15 protein-coding genes and 1 pseudogene are annotated in these 21245 nt (G+C 68.4%); 9 read left to right on the forward strand and 7 right to left on the reverse strand.

Going from position 1 to position 21245, the window contains the following annotated elements:
* Nucleotides 1-6: 6 nt before the first annotated feature.
* From AC5WS7_RS26150 to AC5WS7_RS26165, 4 genes are all read right to left on the reverse strand, one after another.
* Nucleotides 7-1602 carry a serine/threonine-protein kinase gene (locus tag AC5WS7_RS26150; RefSeq protein ID WP_495957233.1) on the reverse strand — a complete coding sequence of 532 codons (1596 nt, stop codon included), beginning with the start codon at nucleotides 1600-1602 and terminating at the stop codon, nucleotides 7-9.
* A gap of 97 nt (nucleotides 1603-1699) precedes the next feature.
* Nucleotides 1700-2944: a DUF7373 family lipoprotein gene (locus tag AC5WS7_RS26155; protein ID WP_495957234.1), complete on the reverse strand. Its 1245-nt coding sequence runs from the start codon at nucleotides 2942-2944 to the stop codon at nucleotides 1700-1702.
* Entirely contained in the window at nucleotides 2941-4137 is a 1197-nt protein-coding gene (locus AC5WS7_RS26160) for a DUF7373 family lipoprotein (RefSeq protein ID WP_495957235.1), read from the reverse strand. Before AC5WS7_RS26160 ends, AC5WS7_RS26155 begins: the two co-directional genes overlap by 4 nt.
* 113 nt (nucleotides 4138-4250) lie before the next feature.
* Nucleotides 4251-5462: a DUF7373 family lipoprotein gene (locus tag AC5WS7_RS26165; protein WP_495957236.1), complete on the reverse strand. Its 1212-nt coding sequence runs from the start codon at nucleotides 5460-5462 to the stop codon at nucleotides 4251-4253.
* A 192-nt stretch (nucleotides 5463-5654) separates the two neighbouring features.
* On the opposite strand from AC5WS7_RS26165, the gene AC5WS7_RS26170 reads away from it, so the two are divergent.
* Nucleotides 5655-7100, forward strand: a complete 1446-nt coding sequence (locus AC5WS7_RS26170) for an FHA domain-containing protein (protein WP_495957237.1) — start codon at nucleotides 5655-5657, stop codon at nucleotides 7098-7100.
* A gap of 650 nt (nucleotides 7101-7750) precedes the next feature.
* Here the strand turns inward: AC5WS7_RS26170 and AC5WS7_RS26175 are convergent.
* Complete coding sequence (locus AC5WS7_RS26175; protein WP_495957238.1) at nucleotides 7751-9190, reverse strand: neutral zinc metallopeptidase; 1440 nt, start codon at nucleotides 9188-9190, stop codon at nucleotides 7751-7753.
* A gap of 109 nt (nucleotides 9191-9299) precedes the next feature.
* Here AC5WS7_RS26175 and AC5WS7_RS26180 point away from each other — a divergent pair, with 109 nt between their 5' ends.
* The gene (locus AC5WS7_RS26180; protein ID WP_495957239.1) at nucleotides 9300-12329 is read left to right on the forward strand and encodes an FHA domain-containing protein; all 3030 of its coding nucleotides are present in this window, start codon (nucleotides 9300-9302) and stop codon (nucleotides 12327-12329) included.
* Nucleotides 12330-12364: 35 nt separating this feature from the next.
* On the opposite strand, the pseudogene AC5WS7_RS26185 reads toward AC5WS7_RS26180, so the two are convergent.
* A pseudogene (locus tag AC5WS7_RS26185) lies at nucleotides 12365-13087 on the reverse strand (RNA-guided endonuclease TnpB family protein); the annotation flags it as partial.
* 27 nt (nucleotides 13088-13114) lie between these two features.
* The gene (locus tag AC5WS7_RS26190) at nucleotides 13115-13366 is read right to left on the reverse strand and encodes a hypothetical protein (RefSeq protein ID WP_495957240.1); all 252 of its coding nucleotides are present in this window, start codon (nucleotides 13364-13366) and stop codon (nucleotides 13115-13117) included.
* 220 nt (nucleotides 13367-13586) lie between these two features.
* On the opposite strand from AC5WS7_RS26190, the gene AC5WS7_RS26195 reads away from it, so the two are divergent.
* The 7 genes from AC5WS7_RS26195 to AC5WS7_RS26225 all read left to right on the forward strand — a co-directional run bounded on the left by AC5WS7_RS26195 (nucleotide 13587) and on the right by AC5WS7_RS26225 (nucleotide 21041).
* Nucleotides 13587-15305 carry a hypothetical protein gene (locus AC5WS7_RS26195; protein WP_495957241.1) on the forward strand — a complete coding sequence of 573 codons (1719 nt, stop codon included), beginning with the start codon at nucleotides 13587-13589 and terminating at the stop codon, nucleotides 15303-15305.
* 212 nt (nucleotides 15306-15517) lie between these two features.
* Complete coding sequence (gene rplM, locus AC5WS7_RS26200; RefSeq protein WP_495957242.1) at nucleotides 15518-15961, forward strand: 50S ribosomal protein L13; 444 nt, start codon at nucleotides 15518-15520, stop codon at nucleotides 15959-15961.
* Nucleotides 15958-16467: a 30S ribosomal protein S9 gene (rpsI, locus tag AC5WS7_RS26205; RefSeq protein ID WP_495957243.1), complete on the forward strand. Its 510-nt coding sequence runs from the start codon at nucleotides 15958-15960 to the stop codon at nucleotides 16465-16467. Before rplM ends, rpsI begins: the two co-directional genes overlap by 4 nt.
* A 319-nt stretch (nucleotides 16468-16786) precedes the next feature.
* Nucleotides 16787-18154: a phosphoglucosamine mutase gene (gene glmM / locus AC5WS7_RS26210; RefSeq protein ID WP_495957244.1), complete on the forward strand. Its 1368-nt coding sequence runs from the start codon at nucleotides 16787-16789 to the stop codon at nucleotides 18152-18154.
* Nucleotides 18155-18284: 130 nt separating this feature from the next.
* A complete protein-coding gene (locus AC5WS7_RS26215) occupies nucleotides 18285-18608 on the forward strand; it encodes a hypothetical protein (protein ID WP_495957245.1) in 324 nt (107 codons plus the stop codon).
* Nucleotides 18605-20056, forward strand: a complete 1452-nt coding sequence (locus AC5WS7_RS26220) for a hypothetical protein (RefSeq protein WP_495957246.1) — start codon at nucleotides 18605-18607, stop codon at nucleotides 20054-20056. Before AC5WS7_RS26215 ends, AC5WS7_RS26220 begins: the two co-directional genes overlap by 4 nt.
* Complete coding sequence (locus tag AC5WS7_RS26225; protein ID WP_495957247.1) at nucleotides 20043-21041, forward strand: DUF8176 domain-containing protein; 999 nt, start codon at nucleotides 20043-20045, stop codon at nucleotides 21039-21041. Before AC5WS7_RS26220 ends, AC5WS7_RS26225 begins: the two co-directional genes overlap by 14 nt.
* Nucleotides 21042-21245: the final 204 nt, after the last annotated feature.

Raw genomic sequence — 21245 nt, forward strand, 5'->3', positions numbered from 1 at the left:
GCCGGTTCACTGAATGTGCTTGCTCAGCACCGGAACCAGCTTGCTCAACTCGGTCTTCTCCGAATCGGCTCCCCAGTTGCGCATGGCCGACACCGCGGTCGGATCGTCCAGCGGGATCACCGTGGCGTTGGACGCGCTGATCTCGTACGGCAGTCCGAGCAGGCCTCCGCCCCCGGCGGCCTTGTCGCTGCGTACCGCGATGATGTAGCTGCCGTCGGCGGTGTTGAGGGAGTCGTAGTCGCTCATCGGCTTCGGTGAGGTCTCGTTGCCCTGTTTGACATAGCTGAGGTTGTAGACGAAGCCGAGTCCCTGCAGGAATTGGGTCTGCGGGGTGCCGCCCAGGTAGATCGCGACCTTGTTGCCGTCGGTGACGTCCACCATGGTGACCGACTTGCCGGCGAAGGCCGGATTCTGCTGCTTGGCCTCGGCCACCGAGCCCGGTGCGGCCGCGGCGGTGGCCGAGGTGGCGGGCCCGGCCGGCTGGTTGCCGTCCCGGGTCACCCAGATCCCGACGCCGGCGGCGACCGCCACCACGACGACTCCTACGGCCGTGGGGATCAGCCACCGGCGACGGCCGGGCGGTTTGGCCAGCAGGGCGGACAGGTCCGGCTCTCCCGGACCGGAATTCGCCATCCGGGGATCGGTATTGCCCTGTGCGATATAGGAACCCGGGACATTCGCGCGCGGGTCGGTGCCCGGCCGGCCGGGCACCTGGACCGGGTACGTCGGCGAGGTGGAGGTACGCACCGGGTTGTAACCGGGGACCAGGGCGCTGGTGGCCGCGTCGGTGAACTCCCGGCAGGTGTTGAATCGCTCGGCCGGATCCTTCGCCAGCACCCGGGCGATGACCTGATCGATGGCCGCGGGGAGTCCGGGGTTCGACGCGGTCGCCCGTGGCGGCGGCTCGTACAGATGGCCCATCATGACCATCGCCGGTTGCATTGCCGGATAAGGGTTCTGGCCGGTCAGCAGCTTGTAGAAGGCGCAGCCGAGACTGTAGATGTCGGCGCGGTGATCCACCGGATTGCCCTGTAACTGCTCCGGCGGGGCGTAGGCGATCGTGGCCACGAAACTGCCGGTCTGGGTCAGCTCGCCCGGATCCTCGGTGGACTTGGCGACGCCGAAATCGGTGAGCAGCACCCGTTCCTCGTCGTCGCCGTCACCGGCGGACAGCAGGAAATTGGCCGGTTTGACGTCGCGGTGCAGCAGGCCGCGGCGGTGCGCGTAGTCCAGGCCGCGCCCGACCTCGGTGACGATGCGCAGCGCACGCAGCGGCGTCATGGCATGCCGGTCACGGGACAGTTCGGCCGAGGCGTCGGTGCCCTGGACGTACTGCATCGCGATCCAGAGTTGCCCGTCCTCCTCGCCGCGGTTGTACACCGAGACGATGTTCGGATGATCCAGTCCCGCGGCGAGATTGGCCTCGCGTTCGAACCGGGCGCGGAATTCGGCGTTGGCGGACAGTTCGGTGCCCAGCACCTTGATCGCGTCCATGCGCGGCAGGCTCGGATGCTTGCCCAGGTACACCGTGCCCATACCGCCCGCGCCGAGCACCCGCTCGATCCGATACCCGCCGACGATGGTGCCGGGACTCATCGCCATCTGTCACAAACTCCTGGTCGATCGGGGGTGAGAGGGTGCCGGTTCCGGGCGGGCGTGCTCTGGCGGAGCATACCGGCCCCGCCGGAGCGCGGTCGAGCTACGGTTCCCACTGACTGTTCGCCAGCAGTGCGTACTGCGCGGCGGCGCGTTGATGCGCGTCGATCAGCTGATCGGATTCGACGTAGCCGACGTAATTGCGGTACGCGACAATGCAGGTGAAGCGTTTGCGATTGGCGAAGATATCGGTCTTCGTATCGTTTTCCACGCAGGCCGAATCGGCGATCTTCGGCACCGCCGCGGCGGCCGACTGATGCGGTTGCGGGGTGAGCCGGTCGTGCACGGCCTTGTCCGCCGACGCGTCGTCCTTGGTCCGGACGACCAGTGCGGCATCGGTTCTGGCGAATTTGACCGCGTTCATCGCGGTGAAGGCCTGTTTCGCCTGCGACCGATAAGGCATGTAGTGCATGACGCCGCGCGGACCGTAGGCGGCGTTCTCGTCGTAGAACCCGATGGTCGTGTTCTTGTCCGGATTCAGCGCGCGGCTGATCATGTACTCCGGATCCCAGTCCAATCGCACGGTGTCCTCGTCCGAGATCGGCCGCAGTTGGTCCAGGACCGGGAATTCCGTGTCGTAGGTCTTCCGGACGAGGGTGGTGAGATTCTGCTGATCGGCTGTGGGGGTGAAGGCGACCACCGCCGCCACGTAGGAACCGTGCGCCAGAAACGATCGCACAACGCCGGTGCCCGGCCGCCAATTCGCGTGCGCGTCGGGGTAACCGGCGACAGGGATCGGTTGGTTCCTGGTGACGCCGATATCGGCATTGGAGAAGTCGGTAGCCGCGCGCCCAGCCGTATCGGCGTCGGGGAACTGCATCACCAGCAGATCGATTGCGGTGGCCTTCTTCGACGACTCGGACGGCCAATCGGTGAGATTCAGGAAGGAATCGGTATCCGACCCCACCGATTCGAAGCCGAAATACATGTTGTCGCGCTTGGCGACCGCGGTCATGGCGGGGCTGTTGCCGAGCGATTCGGCGATGACGCCGCTGGTGAAGGATACGGAGTTCAGACCCCTGGTGAGATGGGGGTCGACATCGTACGCGTCGACCACGTACTCGCCCAGCCGCAGGCCACCGACCTGCAGGCTGTGCAGCAGTCCCGGCGTGGCGTCCAGATGGAAGTCGATCGGTTCGACGGGATAGGGGCCGGTATCCAAAGCGCGGACGTCGATTTCGGCGGGCCGGGCGATACCGTGGTCGGTACCGCAGGAACCGAGTGCAGCGACGACCGCGATACTCCCGAGGACGGCGGCGCAGGTGCGGGCGAGCGATGTCGTGGTCATTTCGCCCTCACCAGGATCGCGTACTGCGCCGAAATGCGTTGCTGCGCATCGAGAAGTTGTTCGCCCCACGATTGCGCGGCATACCGTCCGTAGGCGACCGAGCAGTAGAAGTGCACCGCCGCGCGCACCGGGCCGTGGTACTGGCGGCATTTGGCGATCGGAAGGTTTCGCGGTGGTGCCGCGGATTTGAAATGTTTCGCCGGATCGCCCAGCTGATCGCGAACCTCCTTCGCGCCCTGCGCGTCCCGGGCTCGATAGAGACTGTTGCCGTATTCGGCGAACAGATCCACGCCGGCCTTCTGGAAGATCTTCTGATCCGCGACCGGGTCGGTGGTCCAGCCCAGGGCCGCGTGCGCGTGGAAGACCACGGGCGGGTTCAGCCATTCCCCCGTCGCCGCCTTCGGCCGCACCATCGTGCGGCCGAGCATGCCTTCGATATCGATCGGTTTGTCGGCGAGTTCATTCGCCGGGGTCGGCGTGAATTTCGAGACGGCCGGGACGATCGTGTCCAGGCTCTTGGTGACCATGGTGACCAGGGCGGGCAGATCGGTGTGGTGGAACCAGATCTTCGTGTGGTCGTAGTCGGAGGTGAACACGACCAATGTGCCGGTGGCGTACCAGCTGTCGATCGACTGGTTGCCGGGCTGCCAATGTGCGTGTGCGGCAGGATATTTCGGTACCGGTACCGGCTGATTATCCGGTTTGGCGACGAAATCCCGGTGTTCCAGCGCGGCGGCCGCGTCGGCGGCCTGCTTCTCGTCGGGAAACAGCAATACCGCGTTGAGCAGTTCGATACCGTCGTTGTCGCGGCTGTCGATGCCGTAACTGATGTAGCCGCCGATGAAATTGGGGGCGTCCTCGGCGAAATGCTCGAAGTCGCCGAAATTGTGCAACTGGGTATCCTTGGGATCTTCGAAGACCAAGCTCCCCGAATTGCCGCCGTAGGTCAGGCCCGGATCGATATCCATGGCCAGCGGAACCACGTCGCCGAGACGTTCGGCCTCGTAATCGCGCGCCTGATAGGCGTTCTTGGGCTTGCCCATATCGCGCGGCGTCGCCTCGTAGGGCCCGAAATCCAGTGTGGCGAGGTCGATCACGGGGTCCGCCGGTGCGGCGCCGGGTCCGGAGCCACAGCCTGTCGCGCAGGCCGTGACCAGCGCCATCGCCGCCACGAATATTTTCGACCTGCGCATGGCTTCCCTCCCGTGGAACCGGCCGTCGCGATCCGCTCGGCCACGGCCCGCCGGTAGTGTACACACGGTGGCACCCGCCGATGCCAGTGATTTGCGGCCGTGCGCGAGCCGGCTCACATGCTGTTGGCCAGCAATGCGTATGCCGCCGAGGCCTTCTGCTTCATATCGGATTGGTCATTGCTGATGACCACCTCGACATATCGTCCGTGCGGAATGTAGCAGCGGAATTTGGCCGAATTCGAGTGCACGGCGGAACTGCCGAGCTGCAGGCATTTCGCGCCCGGAAGTTTGTCCGGTGCATCGGTCGGGCTGTAGGCCGATCCGGAGGCCGAGACCAGGCCGGTGATGAGCCGAGCGCCCGCCGCCGCGTCCCGCACCCGCAGCACCGTGCTCGTATCGGCGATGGCGACCGCGTCCAGACCGGTATCGGCGACCAGGCGCTGCCTGGTGGTCTCGTCCTCGGCGATGTTCACGAAGTCGTTGGGCCCGTAGCTGGCGAAGCGGTCCCGATCCGGGGTGTGCTTGTCGCGGTCGTGCACCACGGCGCGAGCGAGCAACCCGTCGGGATCGACCGGCAGGCTCGAGAACTTGTCCTTCGGCGTGGCCTCGAATGTGTCGAGCGCCGAAACCTGCGCGTCGAGGGCCTTCTGTACCCACGCCTCGAGATCGTTCTGGTCGGGCTGGGGACGCTGGATGAACAGTGAGACGACGAAGTTCCCGTGCGCCAGGAACGCGCCGACATTGGATATTCCGGGCCGCCAATGCACCAGCGCGTCAGGGTATTTCGACAACGACAGTTTCTTGTTGATGTCCGGGGCGACACCGAAGTCGGCGTCCTCGAGCTCCTGAGCGGTGCGCTTGGCGGTGTCGGCATCCGCGAAACGCATGACGAAATCGGTGACCGAGGTGGTGTCGGAGGTGGAGATCGAAGTGCCGGGGTCGTCGGGCTTGTCCGCTCCCGACGCGGTGTAACCGGTGAGCAGGCCTTCCCTGTCCAGGATCGGCTTGGACACGGCGGCGAGCAGGCGGGTGGTCGCCTCGGTGTTGTTCAGCACGATGTGGCCGCCCTGCCCGACCTTCAGGGACGGGTCGATCGCCACCGCGGGCACCACCGCCCGGGACATCCGCATACCCTCCACCACGGCGCCCTGGTCGTCGGCGGTCTGGCGGTAGGCGTGCTTGTCGACCGCGTAACTGCCGACGTCGAGTGTGCGCACATCGATTTCGCCCGCTACCGGTGTGCCCTTCACCCCGCACCCGGCCACTACCGCGAGCGCGGCTGCCGCAGCGAACGCGATCCCCGCGCGACGTGTCGTGTGAACCATCGGCCAGCCCCCGTATCTCCAGCAATCTGCTCACAAATTACCGGACCGGCGGTGTTCGCGGGAACAGTCCGCGCGCCGCGATCTGGTGAATGCCGAACCGCGCGAACCGGTCCGGGGATGGACGCGGATCCGTTGCTCTAACCTGGTGCGTGTGGTGACGACCGCATACATGGTCCGCGGAGGCCGATCGCGTTGAGGGATCGGCAGGTCGAGGTTGTCCCGGGCAACCATGTCGTGGTCCGGGTAGCGGGTGCGCTCGTATTGGTCGCCCATCGTGGCCCCGGGCCGGTGCGGGAGGAGTCGGCGGCAATGCGCGTGGCCGAGGCGCTCTCGCAGTTGGTCTTCGAGGCGACCGAACAGGCGCCGGGCGGGCCCGGCCGTCTGGTCGCGCGGGAGGCGACGAACTGGCTGATGCGCGAGGCCGAACAGATCAGTCCCGGCACGCCGGTCGATCTGGGCATCCTGTCGCAGGCCGAGACCGGCGGGGTGGCGATCTTCCTGCACGGTGCGGTCACCGCGCTGCTGGTCGGTGCCGACGGCGTCGAATACCACCGCGGCGTGGACGCGGCGTTCACCGTGGATCGAGTGGTGCCGACACCCGCGCGGGCGGCCGCGATCTTCGCCGACGCGGAATCGGCCGGCGATCCGGAACTGCCCGAACGCGGCATCGGCGCCCTTGGCGAGGGCGTCGCGCAGGCATCCGGTGCGGTGGTCTGGTTCGAGGGACGGCGTTCCCGGGCGCGCGACCGGGACGAGGGCCGGGCCGGGCAGCACCGTCCCCCGCTGACCGGACCGGTTCCGTTCGCCGATGAGCCGCAACCGGTTTCGAATCCGCAGGCCGACCCGCCTCGCGCCGAGACGCATTCGCCGCAAGTGCGGCCGAGCGACGACTCCGTGCCGCAGCCTCCGCCGCTGCCCGCCGCGGGACCGGGTGCCGACTTCGCGCCGCAGCCGCCGCCGCTGCCGGTTGCGGGACCGGATGGCGATTCGGTCCCGCAACCGTCGCCGTCCGCTCCGACTCCGCCGCCGCTGCCCACGGTTCCGCCGCCGCTGCCGAATGCCGGGCCGGATCTGGCGTCGCGGCTGGCGCAGACCCAACTGGGTAGGCCGAGTTCGGTTCCGCCGCAACCTGGTCCGGAGTCGTTCGAGCGCGGTGCGGCCGCCGGTGTCCGGGTGCTCGGATTCAAATGTGCGCGAGCGCATCCCAGTGATCCGCGATCGGCGTTCTGCACCGTGTGCGGTATGCCGGTGGATCAGACCCAGCCGCCGTCCGAGGTACTGCGCCCGGCCCTCGGCGTGCTCGTCCTCGACGACGGCACCACCTTCACGCTGTCCGCCGACACCGTCCTCGGCCGCGATCCGCAGAACTCCGATGCCGCCCAGCGCGGCATGACCCCGTTCAAGATCGAGGACAACTCCGGCGGCATGTCCCGCGCCCACGCCGAGATCCGCCTGGTCAACTGGGACGCCACCATCGTGGACCGCGGCTCGACCAACGGCACCCGCGCCCGCCTGCCCGGCTACCAGGACTGGATCCACCTGGTCCCGAACCAGCCCCTGGTCCTGATCCACGGCACCGAACTCATGCTCGGCAACCGCGTCCTGCGCTACGACCCGTCCGCCCCACCACCATTCTGAAGTCAGTACCTTCGGCCTCCGCCTCGCTCCGGTGTGTTCACCCGGCCTCACCGATTGTCTCGGCGGGTGCTCGTTCCTCGCGCCTGCCGCGTGTCGGGCCGGCGAGGCGGGCGGCGAACTGTGTTTGGTTGCTTCAGCTTCGGCTGGTCTGCGGTACTGATGGTCTCATCGATTGGCTGCGTGTCGGGTGCTTGTTCCTCGCGCCTGCCGCGGGGTCCGGCCAGCGAGACAGGCGGGCCGCGAACTGTGTTTGGTTGCTTCAGCTTCGGCTGGTCTGCGGTACTGATGGTCTCATCGATTGGCTGCGTGTCGGGTGCTCGTTCCTGGCGCCTGCCGCGTGTCGGACCGGCGAGGCGGGCGGCGAACTGTGTTGGATTGCTTAAGCTTCGGCAGGTCCAGGGCACCGATGGTCTTACCGACTGGCTCGGCGGGTGCTTGTTTCTCAGCGCCTGCCACGCATCTGACCGGCGAGGCGGACGCGGACCTGGGTGGGCGTGCTCAGGATGGAGGAGTCCGGGGGCCGTTGCATTGCCCCCGCTTCGCTCCGGCGCATTGGCGCGGTCGGGACTCGGGGATCCGGTGCGGGTGCGTCGTTGCGGAGCCGAAGATGTTGTCCTGGGCCATAGTTCGTTGGTGTCGGCCTCGGCCGGTCAGGCGTAGCGGGATTCGCAGGTCTGCTGGTTGCCGAGTACCCCGGCTCGGAAGGCGTCGACGCGGGAGAAACCGCTCGGGACGGTGTTTCCCGCGATATCGCTGGCGGCCAAGCCGTCGCTCAGCAGGCCGGAGACGGCCTTGTCCAGGTCACCGGGAGACAGGGCGAGGTCGCCGTTGGCCACCGTGCGGGTGGGACTGGCCAGTTTCGCGGTGATCACGCCCGACAGACAGGATGCGCGCAGGCCGGTCTTGGCGCCCGAGAGTTGTTGATGCAGATTGTGCTGCACCGCCAAGGTGTAGCGGGAGATGAAGACGATGTAGGCGTTGTAGTCGCCGCCGATATGGGTCGGGAAATTTTCCTGTTCGTCGGTGTTCGCCTTCGCGCGGGCGGCGAGGGCGGGAACGTCGGTGCCGATCGTATTGGTCGCCGGGCAGTAGGTGACCGGCTCGGTGTCCGTGGCGTCCGGACAGCTCAGTTTCGCGCCGCGGTAGTCGTACGCGGGTTCGGTCGGCACCGGCATGATCGAACTCATCGCCTTGCTCAGCTCGGTGAGATTGTGCTGGGTGACGGCCAATTCGCCGTGGTCGGCATCGCTGCCGTACGACTGCGGCAGATTCTTGCGGCGACGAGTGATGTCGTTCATGTCGATCGCCGCGCAGCCCTTCGGGCCGTCGGTGAAGCCGATCTGCACTGCGGTCACCCGCTCGAAGGCCGAACCGTGCACCGACTCGGGATCGCTCGGATCGGCGTCGCGGATCGCCACCGTCGCGGCCAGCACCTTGTTCAGGCCGTCCGCGGTGTTGATCGTGAAATGCCTTGCCGAGCCTTCGGCCACATGCCGCATGAACGCCCCGGCGAAACAATCGGCCTGCTGCTCCTTGACGATCACCGGCGTGCGGCCGGTGACGAGTTCGGCCATGGTCTGCACGGCGTGGCCGTACTCGTGCGCCAGCACCATCACCACCGACATCTTGCCGAATGCCTTCGTCATCCTCGGCAGCAGAACGCCGCGGTCCCAGCCGATGGAATTGTCCAGGCGGCAGTAGGCGGCGTTGACCAGATGCAGGGTGGTCTGCTGGCAGAACTGGCCGTCCTGGGACTGCGTGGCATCCCAGGAGTAGAACTTCGGGACCGGCGTGAAGGATCCCCGGAAGTCCTTGGAATATTCAGTGCGCCAATAACTTTGGATGTCATCGATGGCGTTGAGCGCCAACTTGTCGTACTCGCCGCCGATCGCGCCGTCGGCGGTCAGGGTGCTGTCCGGAACGTCCGCGCGCGGACCGCTCGGGCCGCTGGTGGTGGGCAGACCGGCCACCTGGAACGGATCCTCGTAGATCGAGACGGCTCGGCCGTCGACGGACGAGGTACAGCCCGTCAAGGTGAGGACGGTCAGAACCAACGCGGAGACCGCGGTTGTCACCTGGAGCTTCGCCACACCTACTCCCTCCCCTGGGTGGTCACGGTTCGAATACCGGCCCGCACACCCTATGTCGGTGGGAAATTGTGGTGCCCCGACACCCGGGCTTTCGCATAGTATCCGGCACATGTCATCACCGGGGGCGCAGAAGATCACCGTGCGCCATGAGGGAATCGATCGGGGTTTCGAAGCGGGGCAGCAGATCACCATCGGCCGGGCGCCGGAGGTGACGCTGTTCGTCGACAGCCCATTGGTTTCCCGTGTGCACGCGACACTCAGCTGGCAGGGCAGTACCTGGGTACTGGCCGACAACGGCAGTACCAACGGCATATTCCTGGACGCGCAACGGGTTACGAGCCCGGTGGCGATCGGGCGGCCGATGCAGGTGCGGCTGGGGGACGCGGTCACCGGGCCGCTGCTGCAGCTCACACCGCAGGCGGTGCCGCCGCTACAGCTGCCGCACCAGGCGCCGCCGCAGCGGCCCGGTCCCGCGCCGCAGGATCGGCAGTCCGGGGCGCGCCCGATCGTGCCGCTTCCGCCGCAGGGTGTGCCGCCGGTGCCGGGCCAGATGCCGGCCCAGGGCGGGCAGGCGCAGGCGGTTCCGCCGCAACGTCCGCCGATGCCGCCCCAGCTGCCCGCGCCGCAGCGCCCGCCCGCGCCGATGCAGCGGCCGTCGGCGCAGGGGGTTCCGCCGCAGCGTCCGCCCGCGCCGCCGCAGGCCTCCGCCGCACCCCCGCAGGTTCAGGGTTTCGCGCCGCAGGACCGGCCCGGTCCGGTGCAGCGGCAACCGGCTCCGCCGCAGCAGCATTCGATGACGCCGCCGCAGCAGCAGGGGCCACAGTCGCAGGCCCCGCAACGTCCGGCGCCGCAGCGCACTCCGGTCGATCGGTCGAATTACTCTCCGCAGCAACCACTTTCACCGCAGCAACCGATCCCGCCGCAGCAACCGATCCCGCCGCAGCCGCTTTCGCCGCCGCAGCCGGTCGCTCCGCAACAGCCGGTCGCTCCGCAGCGACCGGTGTCCTCGCAGCAGCCGATTCCGGCGCAGCAGCAAGTTCCGGCTCCGCAACCGGCTTCGGTCCAGCAACCCGCCGCGGCCGTCGACATGACCGCGAAGGCCGATGCGTCGATGCTGCCGCCGATGCCGCCGCCGATGCGCGCCTCGACCTCCACCGCGCCGTTCGCCCGCGCGGACCGGATTCCCTCGGGCGGCTTGAACATCGGGCGCACCAGCGACAACGAGATCGTGGTGAACGACCCGCTGGCCTCGCGGCGGCACGCGCGCTTGGTCAAGGGCCCCGAGGGACTGGTCATCGAGGACGTCGGCTCGGCGAACGGCACCTTCGTCAACGGCCGCCGCGAACAGCGTGTCGCCCTGCGCGAGCGGGATATCGTCACGATCGGCAACATCGACTTCCTGGTGCAGGAGGGCGCGCTCGTCGTGCGGCAGAAGCCCGTCGCCGAGCAGGGTCTGGACGTGCACGGCGTCGGGTTCACCGTCGAGGGCAACAAGCAGTTGCTGGTCGATGTGAACATGCAGGCCGGGCGCGGCACGCTGACCGCGCTGATCGGTCCCTCCGGCGCGGGCAAATCCACGTTGTCCAAACTCATCGCCGGCGCGACGCACCCGTCCGCGGGCGCGGTCACCTTCGAAGGCCGGAATCTGCACGCCGAATACGAGGCCATGCGCAGTCGTATCGGCATGGTTCCGCAGGACGATGTGCTGCACCGCCAGCTCACCGTGCGACAGGCGCTCGGCTACGCCGCCGAGTTGCGCTTGCCCCCCGACACCTCCAAGGCGGACCGCCGCGCGGTCATCGACGGTGTGCTGGAGGAACTTTCGCTCACCGAACACGCCGATACGCGGGTCGACAAACTCTCCGGCGGCCAGCGCAAGCGCGCCTCGGTGGCGCTGGAACTGCTCACCGGCCCGGCCTTGCTGTTGCTGGACGAGCCCACCTCCGGACTGGACCCGGCGCTGGACCGCCAGGTCATGACCATGCTGCGCGAGCTCGCCGACGCCGGACGCACCGTCATCGTGGTCACGCATTCGGTGGCCTGCCTGGACATGTGCGATCAGGTGCTGCTGCTCGCTCCCGGCGGCAAGACCGCGTACTTCGGTCATCCGGGCGCGGTCGGCGCCTTCCTGGGCACCAGCGACTGGGCGGAGATCTTCGCCCGGGTCGCCGCGGACCCGGATCGCGCCTTCGCGAACTATCGCGCGAAACAGGCCGCGGTGCCGCCGCCACCGCCGCCCGCGCCCCCGGGCGATCAGGGCAAGCCGCCGAAATCCAGTGCGCGCAAACAATTCTCGACGTTGTCGCGGCGGCAGTTCCGGCTCATCCTGGCCGACCGCGGTTATCTGATATTCCTGGTGCTGCTGCCGTTCGTGCTGGGCGGGCTCTCGCTTGTGGTGCCCGGCACCAACGGTCTGGCCATCGGCCCGCTGTCGCAGGTGAGCGACGGGAAGGGCAGCATCATGTTCGTCCCCGACGGTGGCCGGGAGAGCGAACAGCTGCTGGTCGTGCTGATTCTGGGCGCGTGTTTCATGGGGTCCACCCTCACTGTCCGCGATCTGGTCGCCGAACGCGCGATCTTCCTGCGCGAGCGCGCGGTCGGGCTGCGCCCGTGGTCGTATCTGATGGCCAAGGTCGCCATCTTCGGCTTCGCCGCGCTGCTGCAATCCGCAGTGATGGTGGCGATCGTCCTGATCGGCAAGAAACAGCCCGGCCACGGCACGGTGATCCCGTCGGGCAATGTGGAGCTGTACGTCGATATCGCGGCCACCGCGATCGCGTGTGTGCTCATCGGTCTGGCGCTCTCGTCCGTCGCGAGGTCGAACGAGCAGGTGATGCCGCTGCTGGTGGTGGTGATCATGGTCCAGCTGGTGATGGCGGGCGGCGTTATCCCGGTGACCAATCGCGTGGTGCTCCAGCAGATCGCCTGGCTGTTCCCGTCGCGCTGGGGGTTCGCGGCGGGGTCCTCGACGGTCGACATGCCCGCGCTGAATCCCCTCGACAGCAGTGCGGCCACCGATACGCTGTGGAAGCACACCTCGCATGTCTGGTGGCTCGATATCGGCATGCTGGCCGTGCTCACTCTGGTGCTGATGATCGTCACCTGGTGGCGGTTGCGCCTGAAGAAGTCCTCGGCTTAACGGTTCTCCTGCCTGAAGGCGAGGGGATTTCCAGCTCAGACTGCAACCGAACCATCCACCCCGAGGAGGTGATCCGATTGTCTGACATCCTCGACACTGACGTGGCCCCGTTCTGCCACGGCCAGAATCACTCTGGCAGCGTTCCGGTCCCGGCTGTCGGTGAATCCGCAGTCCTGGCACCGGAAGTTTCTCTCGTGCAGTTCGAGTCGTTTGGTTCTCGCGAAACAGGAACTGCACGTCATGGTCGTGTATGCGGGCCGGACCATCACCACCGTCCGCCCGGCCCGCCCGGCACGCTCGACGAGTTCCCGCTTCGCCGCACCGATCGCGGCGTCAGCGCCCTTGCGTGCCATGGTGGATTCGGCCAGGAACAGCGGTTCGAAGTCCTCGACGGCGATCAGGTCGTGGGTGGCGACGACTCGTTTGGCCCATACCCGGGAATCGTGGACGGTTTGCCGGGCGGCTTTCTTCGCCAGCCGAGCAGCCTGTCGCCTGGCCTCGCTGTAACCCCGCGATTGTGGTCGGCCTTTGCGGTGACGGCGGGCCATCTTCCGTTGCGCTCTCGCCAACTCGGCCGCGCATCGCTTCCGATGTCCGAAGTGCGGCAGATCGAAGGACGGCGCGGTGGTCGTCGCCGTGGTGAACACGCCCCAGCCGATACCTATCCCACCTTCACCACGCGGGTCGGTCGTGATCTCGCGGCGTACCACGAACGAGGCGTACCAGCAGCCCAGGCTGTCGCGGTAGACGCGAACCGACGTGGGCGGCGAGGGAAGCTCTCGCGACTACACCACCGGAACCGCGACGCCCTTCGGCAACACCAACCGGCCATCACGGATCGAGAACCCGCGTGTGGTGTACTCCAGCGACGGCAGGGAAGTCCTGCGGGACTTGACCTTCGGATGTCTGCGCCTGCTCATCTTGAACGAGTGGTCCAGCGCCCGCGCGTGATCGCGCAGCATCTGTTGCTGGGCAACCTGGGATCCCTCGCGCAACCACGGGAGTTTCGCCCGAGCCTGGGTGGTGTACCGCACCACCTCATCTATTCGAACATATTATCGAAAGGGGTTGTCATGCGCCACGGACGACGCTCCTGCTTTCACCTTCCCGCCGTGAGCGGTTGGGTATCCCAGGCGGAAATCCGATGAACGGTATGAGCGTCAGTTGTCGTTGTCCACATCCCGCGAAACGGCGGCGACCAGGCGATAAGCCTGCCCGGTCGCGCGTGTCGCCGAAGAAGAAGGCACACTTGTGCGTGTGACGGCTCGAGTTGGGGCGGTACATCTCGGATGGGATGTGGTGTCCGTGGCCGGCGGTGGCGGTGGCATGCCGATCCGCCCGGTCCAGGTGGAAGGAACATATACGCCGCCCGCATATCTGCTGGCGGACGCGTCCGGTCGCCTGCACACTGCGGGCGGCGATCGGGGGCGTTCCGACCTGGGTATCGCCGTGGCCGACGTGCGGGACATCCTCGGCCACAAGCAGATCCGCATCGCGGGCGCGACCTGGCCCTCGGAACTGGTGTTCCGGGCGCGGTTGTACAACCCGCTGGCCGCCATCGGCAAATACGTGCGGGGCAAGCCGGACGTCATCGCGCTGCCGTATCCGGACGACTGGCCCGACGAGAAGATCGACGAATACGCCCGGCTGGTCGAGGAGCTGGACGTGACGAGCGAGCCACTGCCCGAATCGGTGGCGTTATCGGGTTACGTGCGCGCCATCGGCCTGGTCAGCCCGCCCGATGCCAGTGGCCGGGCGACGAGCGCGACCGGCGTCTACTCCGACGGCCGGATGTGCCTGGTCGTCTCGGTGAACGGCGACGACGAGCAACCCACCGAATCGGTCGGCGTACCGATCACCCCCGACGCCATGCGCGACGCGCACCACGCCGACAACGTGGTGATCGAGGTGATGGCCGCGGCCCGCTCGATCGGCGCGGACACCTCGCGGGTGCTGCTGACCGGCAACGTCTGCTTCAACGACGCGTTGCGACTGGCGTTCCAGAACCATCTCGGCCACCGGCTGCACGTGGCCGACCACCCGATGCACGCACTGGTGCTGGGTGCGGCGCATCTGCTGATCACCGACAGTGAATACGCCGACGAGGAGCCCGATCAAGGCTATGGGCCCGAGCCGGCACGCCCCGGCGGCCCGGGCCCGATTCCGCAGGGGCCCGGACAGGCGGCGACCCCGCCGCGTCCGGATCAGGGTCGTCCGGCCGATCCGGGTCGGCCCGGCGGCGGCCGCCCACCCGGCAATCCGGCGGGCGGATATTCCGGCTCGGCCGGCGGGCCGGGCACGGTGAATTCGTCCGCGGCCCCGGCCGAGGACGATGCCGGGTCGTCGGGCGGGCGGCACGGCCGGCGAGGGCCGGAGCCGACGGGCCATCTCACGGGGGTGCGTCCGGGCGGGCAGGGTCCGCGGCACGCGGCGCCCGAGGAGGGCGAGCAGACCACCGTCATCGTGCACGAGCAGGTGTCGAACGTGCATCCGGGCGTTCCCGCGATGGGCGGCCGGATGACCAGGCCCCCGGGTTCCCCGGCCGACACGATGCAGACCACCAGGATGGGTTCCGGCGGCGAACCGGCCGGTCCGCGGGCGCGTCACCCGGAGCCGCCGGTGCAGGAACAGGGTGCGGGCGAGTCCGGCCGGGTGTGGAACAAGGTGAAGGACAACCTTTTCGGCGCCCCGACGATCGTGGGCGCGGTCGCGCTGGCGGCGATCGCGGTGCATATCGGCTCGGCTCCGGGCGGTGCGAATCGGTCGAGCCTCGCGTCCGGGGTGCGCGTGGCGACGGATCTGGTGATCCCGGTCGGGACGCCACAGGACTGCCCGGGTATGCCGAATGCCGACCTGGAGCCCGGCCCGGGTATCGAGTCGGCGGACAGCTGCGCCCGGTTCGGCATCGATAATCTGCACTATCTCGTGCCGATGGTGTCCGATGACCTCGACCAGGGCCCGCCGCTGCACGTGTGAACCGCCCCCGGTCGTCCCGGCGAGCGTTCACGCAGGTGAGGTCACGGGTCCGATTTCGGGGGCGCGATGTCGGACTGGTATCGTTGCCCGCTGGCGTGCGATACGTCGCGAGTTGTTCGCGTCGTGCCACGAGTCCCGGGTCTCCGCTGGCCGCCGGGGTCGCTCGATCGTCCGCCGGGCCGGTAGAACACCACGACAGACAGGGAAGAACTGTGCCTACGTACAGCCCGAAGGCAGGTGACGTCACCCGCCAGTGGTACGTCATCGACGCCACTGACGTAGTGCTCGGCCGCCTTGCCGTTCAGGCAGCGAATCTGCTGCGCGGCAAGAACAAGCCGACCTACGCCCCCAACGTGGATGGTGGCGATTTCGTCATCATCATCAACGCGGACAAGATCGCGATCGCCGGCAACAAGGCCGATCGCAAGTTCCTCTACACCCACTCCGGCTACCCGGGCGGTTTGAAGACCCGGTCTGTCCGTCAGGTGATGGAGACCCGCCCCGAGCGTGTCGTGGAGCGTGCCATCAAGGGCATGATCCCGAAGAACAAGCTCGGCAACAAGATCGCCGGCAAGCTCAAGGTCTACGGTGGCCCCTCGCACCCGCACGCGGCCCAGCAGCCCATTCCGTTCGAGATCAAGCAGGTGGCCCAGTGACCGCTCCTGAGGAATTCAACGAGGAATACGCCGCCGAGGACACCGCGGTCGAGATCGTCGACGAGGGCGCCGGCTACGAGGAGTCCTACGAGTCCGCCTCGGTCGCTCCGATCGTGATCGACCGTCCGGTGCAGACCGTCGGCCGCCGCAAGGAGGCCGTGGTCCGGGTGCGCCTGCAGCCGGGCACCGGCCAGTTCGTGCTCAACGGCCGTCCCATCGAGGACTACTTCCCGAACAAGGTGCACCAGCAGCTGGTGAAGTCCCCGCTGGTCACCGTCGAGCGGACCGAATCCTTCGACGTGCACGCCCGCCTGGTCGGCGGCGGCCCGTCGGGTCAGGCCGGTGCGCTGCGTCTGGCGATCGCCCGCGCGCTGATCGAGGTCACCCCCGAGGATCGTCCCGCCCTGAAGCGGGCCGGATTCCTGACTCGTGACCCGCGTGCCACCGAGCGCAAGAAGTACGGCCTCAAGAAGGCCCGCAAGGCTCCGCAGTACTCGAAGCGCTGAGCCGTATCTTCGGCCTCGGCTTCGCTCCGGCGGGTTCGCGGCCCCCGAAGTCTCACCGGTTCGGCCCCGTGCCGGGTACTCGTTCCTCGTACCCGCCACGCGTCCGACCGGCGAGACGGGCCGCGTGGAGTGCCGGTGCGGCTCCCCGTCCGGGGCGGCCGGGAGTACGGTCGACTCGGCACCCGTACGAGAGCAGGCACCCGATCGGATCGTCCGCGATCGGCTCGGGTGCCTGCTCTCGTGCTGTATCGACAACGGTTCCGCTGACCCCCAGAGCCGGGTGCGCGGATGCCGTACGCAGACATTGAGGGGCATTGGAATGGGACGTTTGTTCGGCACCGACGGAGTCCGCGGGCTGGCCAACGGTTCGCTGGGTCCGGAACTGGCACTGCATGTTTCGGCCGCGGCGGCCCAGGTACTCAGCCGCGGGAAGTCACGTCCGACGGCGGTGGTGGGCCGCGATCCGCGAGCCAGTGGCGAGATGCTCGAGGCCGCGGTGGTCGCGGGCCTGACCTCCGCCGGGGTGGACGTGGTGTCGGTCGGCGTGCTGCCCACCCCCGCGGTGGCCTATCTGACCGCGATCTACGACGCGTGCCTCGGCGTGATGATCTCCGCCTCGCACAATCCCATGCCCGACAACGGGATCAAGATCTTCGCCGCGGGCGGGCACAAACTCGACGACGCGATCGAGGACCGCATCGAGGAGCTGGTGCACCAGCGTGACTTCCTGCGGCCCACCGGCGCCGGGATCGGCCGGCTGCTGAGTGTGTCCGGGATCGACGGCCGGGTCGAGGAGCACTACAGCCAGGCCGGGACGCACGAGCGCTATGTCGAGCATCTGGTGAAGGCGACCGGCCGGGACCTGAACGGGCTGACCGTCGTGGTGGACTGCGCACACGGCGCGGCCTCGGACGTCGGCCCGGCGGCCTATCGGGAGGCGGGGGCGCGGGTCATCGCCATCAACGCCGAGCCGGACGGCCTGAACATCAACGACCGTTGCGGTTCCACGCATCTGGGCGCGATCCGCGACGCGGTGCGCGAATACGGCGCGGATCTGGGCCTGGCCCACGACGGTGACGCGGACCGCTGCCTGGCGGTGGACGCCACCGGCGCGGTGGTCGACGGCGACGCGATCATGGCGGTGCTGGCGATCGGGATGCGGGAGGCGGGCGAACTCGCGCACGACACCCTCGTCGCCACCGTGATGAGCAATCTGGGACTGCACATCGCGATGCGGGATGCGGGAATCACGGTGCGCACCACCGCCGTCGGCGACCGCTACGTGCTCGAGGAGTTGCGCCGCGGCGGGTACACCCTCGGCGGCGAGCAGTCCGGGCACGTGGTCTTCCCGAGGTTCGGCACCACCGGGGACGGCCTGCTGACCGGGCTGCGGCTGCTGGCGCGCATGGCCGAAACCGGCCGCAGCATGGCCGATCTCGCGTCCGTGGTCGAGACGGTTCCGCAGGTCATGGTGAACGTCCCGGTCGCGGACAAGGTCGCGGTCGCGGAGTCCGGGGAGGTCCGGGATGCGGTGCTCGAGGCCGAGCGCGTTCTCGGCGAATCCGGCCGGGTGCTGCTGCGCCCCAGCGGAACCGAACAACTGGTGCGGGTGATGGTCGAGGCGACCGATCCCGACCGGGCTCGTCAGCTGGCCGACGACCTGGCCAAACGCGTCGCCGCGGTGTGATCGCGGCTGCCGGCCGGCCGGGCTTTCCGGTGCGTGATCGGTGATCGGAGAGCGTTTCGGGTCCGGGCCAAGTATGGTGGACTCGACTCATGATGCGACAGCGAGAGCTTGATTTCCGTGAGGGGGAACAGTGGACGCGCTGAAGCTGGATCCGGCGGCGATGGCCGCCTACAAGGCCGTTGCCGACAATGTCTCGCAGCAGTTGGCCTCCGCGGCCGTGGCTGCGGGCGGCGCGGTGAATCCGGATCGGCTCTCGGCCGATCTGGGCCTGGTGGGAGCGGAGTTCGCGGCTCAGTTCACCGCCGCGGTCTCGCAGCATGTGCAGGCGTTGTCCACGGCGGGCCAGCTGGTCCACGCCTACGGACAGGTGCTGCGCGACTACACCTCCGATATGCAGGATTCCGATGCCGGCACAGCGGCCGCCATCGCCAAGACCGGGGAGACACTGGTATGAGGCGTGCACCGCGGCTCGAACGCCGGCCGATCACCCCGCGCTCCGCGAAGCCGGCGACCAAGACCAGCTCCGACGGTGTGGATCCGCCCATCATCGCGCGCCTGGTGCAGCCGATGCTGGCCTTGCGCGCATCGCTCGGCAGCGGGGTCAGCGCGCCCGATGCGAGTATCGTGCGGGCGCTGACGAATTCGTCCACCCAGGCCGCCGATGCCGAGGCGCCGCACCGCGACGGCATGCATGTGCTGGAGTCGACCTGGTCGGGTCCCGGCGCGGACGCCGCAGTTCCGGCGTTGCGCACCACCCAGACCCAGATCGGCGACATCTCCGATCGCGGCCCGCAGTATCTGGCGGTGCTCGGCGATGCGCAGTCCACCAGTTACCGGGCCGCGCAGAAGGTCGACGCGATCATCGCCGATTTCCGTCGCGACGCGCGCACCATCCTGAACAACGCCAAGGCCGCCCCCGACACCGATGCGGTGATCAACCGGGCCAGCCAGGCCTTGCGCGAGGCGATCACCGCGGTCGATACCGCGAAGACCGAAATGGCCTCGCACACTTCGAAATTGAAGGCCATGGGCCCGCTGACGGTCACCACGCCGGTGGATCTGTCCACGAGCCGGTTCTCCGGCGACAGCACGCCGAGCTATTCGAGCAACGACTCGACCAGTTCCAGCAGCTACACGCCGAGCAATTTCTCCAACAGCTACGCCCCCCTCAACAGCGGGACCTCGTTCAACGGAACCTCGTTCAACGGCACCGCGCCCGCGCTGTCCGTGAACGGGACCGGCACCGGCCCTCAGCTCGATCCCGCCGCGGCCGCGCAATTGCAGTTGCAGGAGCAGCTCATCGCGGCGGGTGTGGATCTGGGGTCGTCGGCGATCAGCGCCGGGGTCAACATCGGCACCGAACTGATCGATAAGATCGCCGAGGTCGGTACGCACGCCATCGATACCGGGGCGCAGGTGGCCGAGCAGGCCATCCCGCAGCTGATCAATCCGAAGGCGAACACCGGCGGGACCAATGGATCCGGCGGTACGGACGGAACCGGTGGCGGCACCAGTTCGAGCCTGTTCGATTTCGGCGGTTCGCAGTCCACGACCTCCGCCCAGCCGGCGCAGAACTCGCATTCGATCCTTCCGCCGGATCAGGGCGGGTCCGATTCCGCTTCCGATACGCCCGCGCCGGGCGGCAACAGCACACCGCCGGGCACGAGCGCACCGGCGCCCATGGCGAAACCGGTTCCGCAACCGGCGACTCCCGCGCCCGGTGCCTCGGAGCCCGCGCCCAGCCAGTCCGGGCCGACCGCGGGGCTGGCCCTGCCGCCGTCGGCGGGTACCGGCGGCGGCGACCAGAAACCACGGGACGGCCAGCTCGGTGTGACGGCTCCAGCCGCGGCGCAGATGGTCCCGACCGCCGTCATCGGCGATCTGGGCGATGACGAGATCTGATTCCGAGGAACCGGATCCCGGGCAGGACAATCCGTTCGACCTGGGTCTGCCGATGCTGCGCCCGCCCATGCGGCAGCCGTCCCGGCGGCGGCCGGGACGGCGAGGCGCTCGTCGTCGGCGTCCTCCTCCGGCGCGTCCCGCGCCGATGCCGATCCCGGGCACCGCGGACCGCTCCGGCGATTGGGAGGAATGGCTGGATCAGGGTGCGCGGCAACCGGATCCGCCTCCCCAGGGGCCTCCTCCCGAGCGGGTGCCGGTCAGAGAATACGACTACAGCGACGACGACGGTCCGGTCCGGGTTCCGCAGATCGTCGACCGATCGGGCGGGAGCGCGGGGTCCCGGCTGCGCCGGGCGCGTTCGCGCCGAGCCGACGATCGTCGTCGCCGTGACAAGGTGTTGAGCCTGCTGATCCTGGTCGGCGTCGGCATCGTGATCGTCTCGGTGGTATTGACCGTGGTGCACACCGGCAATCGCAAGCACAACGCCACCGCGGCGGCGAGTGTGCCTGCGGTAGTGGAGGATTCGGCGCCTCGCGGCACACCGGCGACCACCGCGGCGGCCTCGCCGGCGCCGGTCGCGACCGCGGACTGTGAGCAGCGCCGCGACGCGGACGAGGTCTCCGGCACGGATCCGGGCGGCACGAGTTCGGGCCCCGACGCGATCCTGGCCTTCGAACGCGCCTACTACGTGCAGCGTTCCGGTTCGGCGGCTCGCGCGGTTGTCACCGACGACGCGACCGTGTCCTCGGCGTCCTCGGGCCCCTCGGCCTTTCCCGCCGCGGAGAGCATTCAGCGCGGGATCAACCAGGTTCCCGTCGGCACCCGCTACTGCGTGCAGGTCACCCGCGGCAGCAGCGACGGGAGCCAATGGGAGGTCCGGCTCACCCAGCAGAAACCCGGCGAGCAGCCGCACACCTTCACCCAGATCGTCAGCACTCGGACCATCGCCGACCGCACTCTGATCTCCGCGATCAAGGAGGGCTGAGAGCGGCTTCGCCGGCAGGGTGGCGGACAGCGGATCATATGGCCGTGGTCAATCGGTGTGCCCTGAAGCCCGCCGCCGCACCGGCTCGGCATCCGCACAGGTGTGCGCGTTGGCGACCACGGGCCGATCGCGCGGACGATGAGGACTGCGAGGTCGTCCCGGCGTCCGCGCGCCCACCGTCCAAGTGGAGCTGACGGGCACTTC

The sequence above is a fragment of the Nocardia sp. PLKS1-43 genome, from assembly GCF_059510335.1.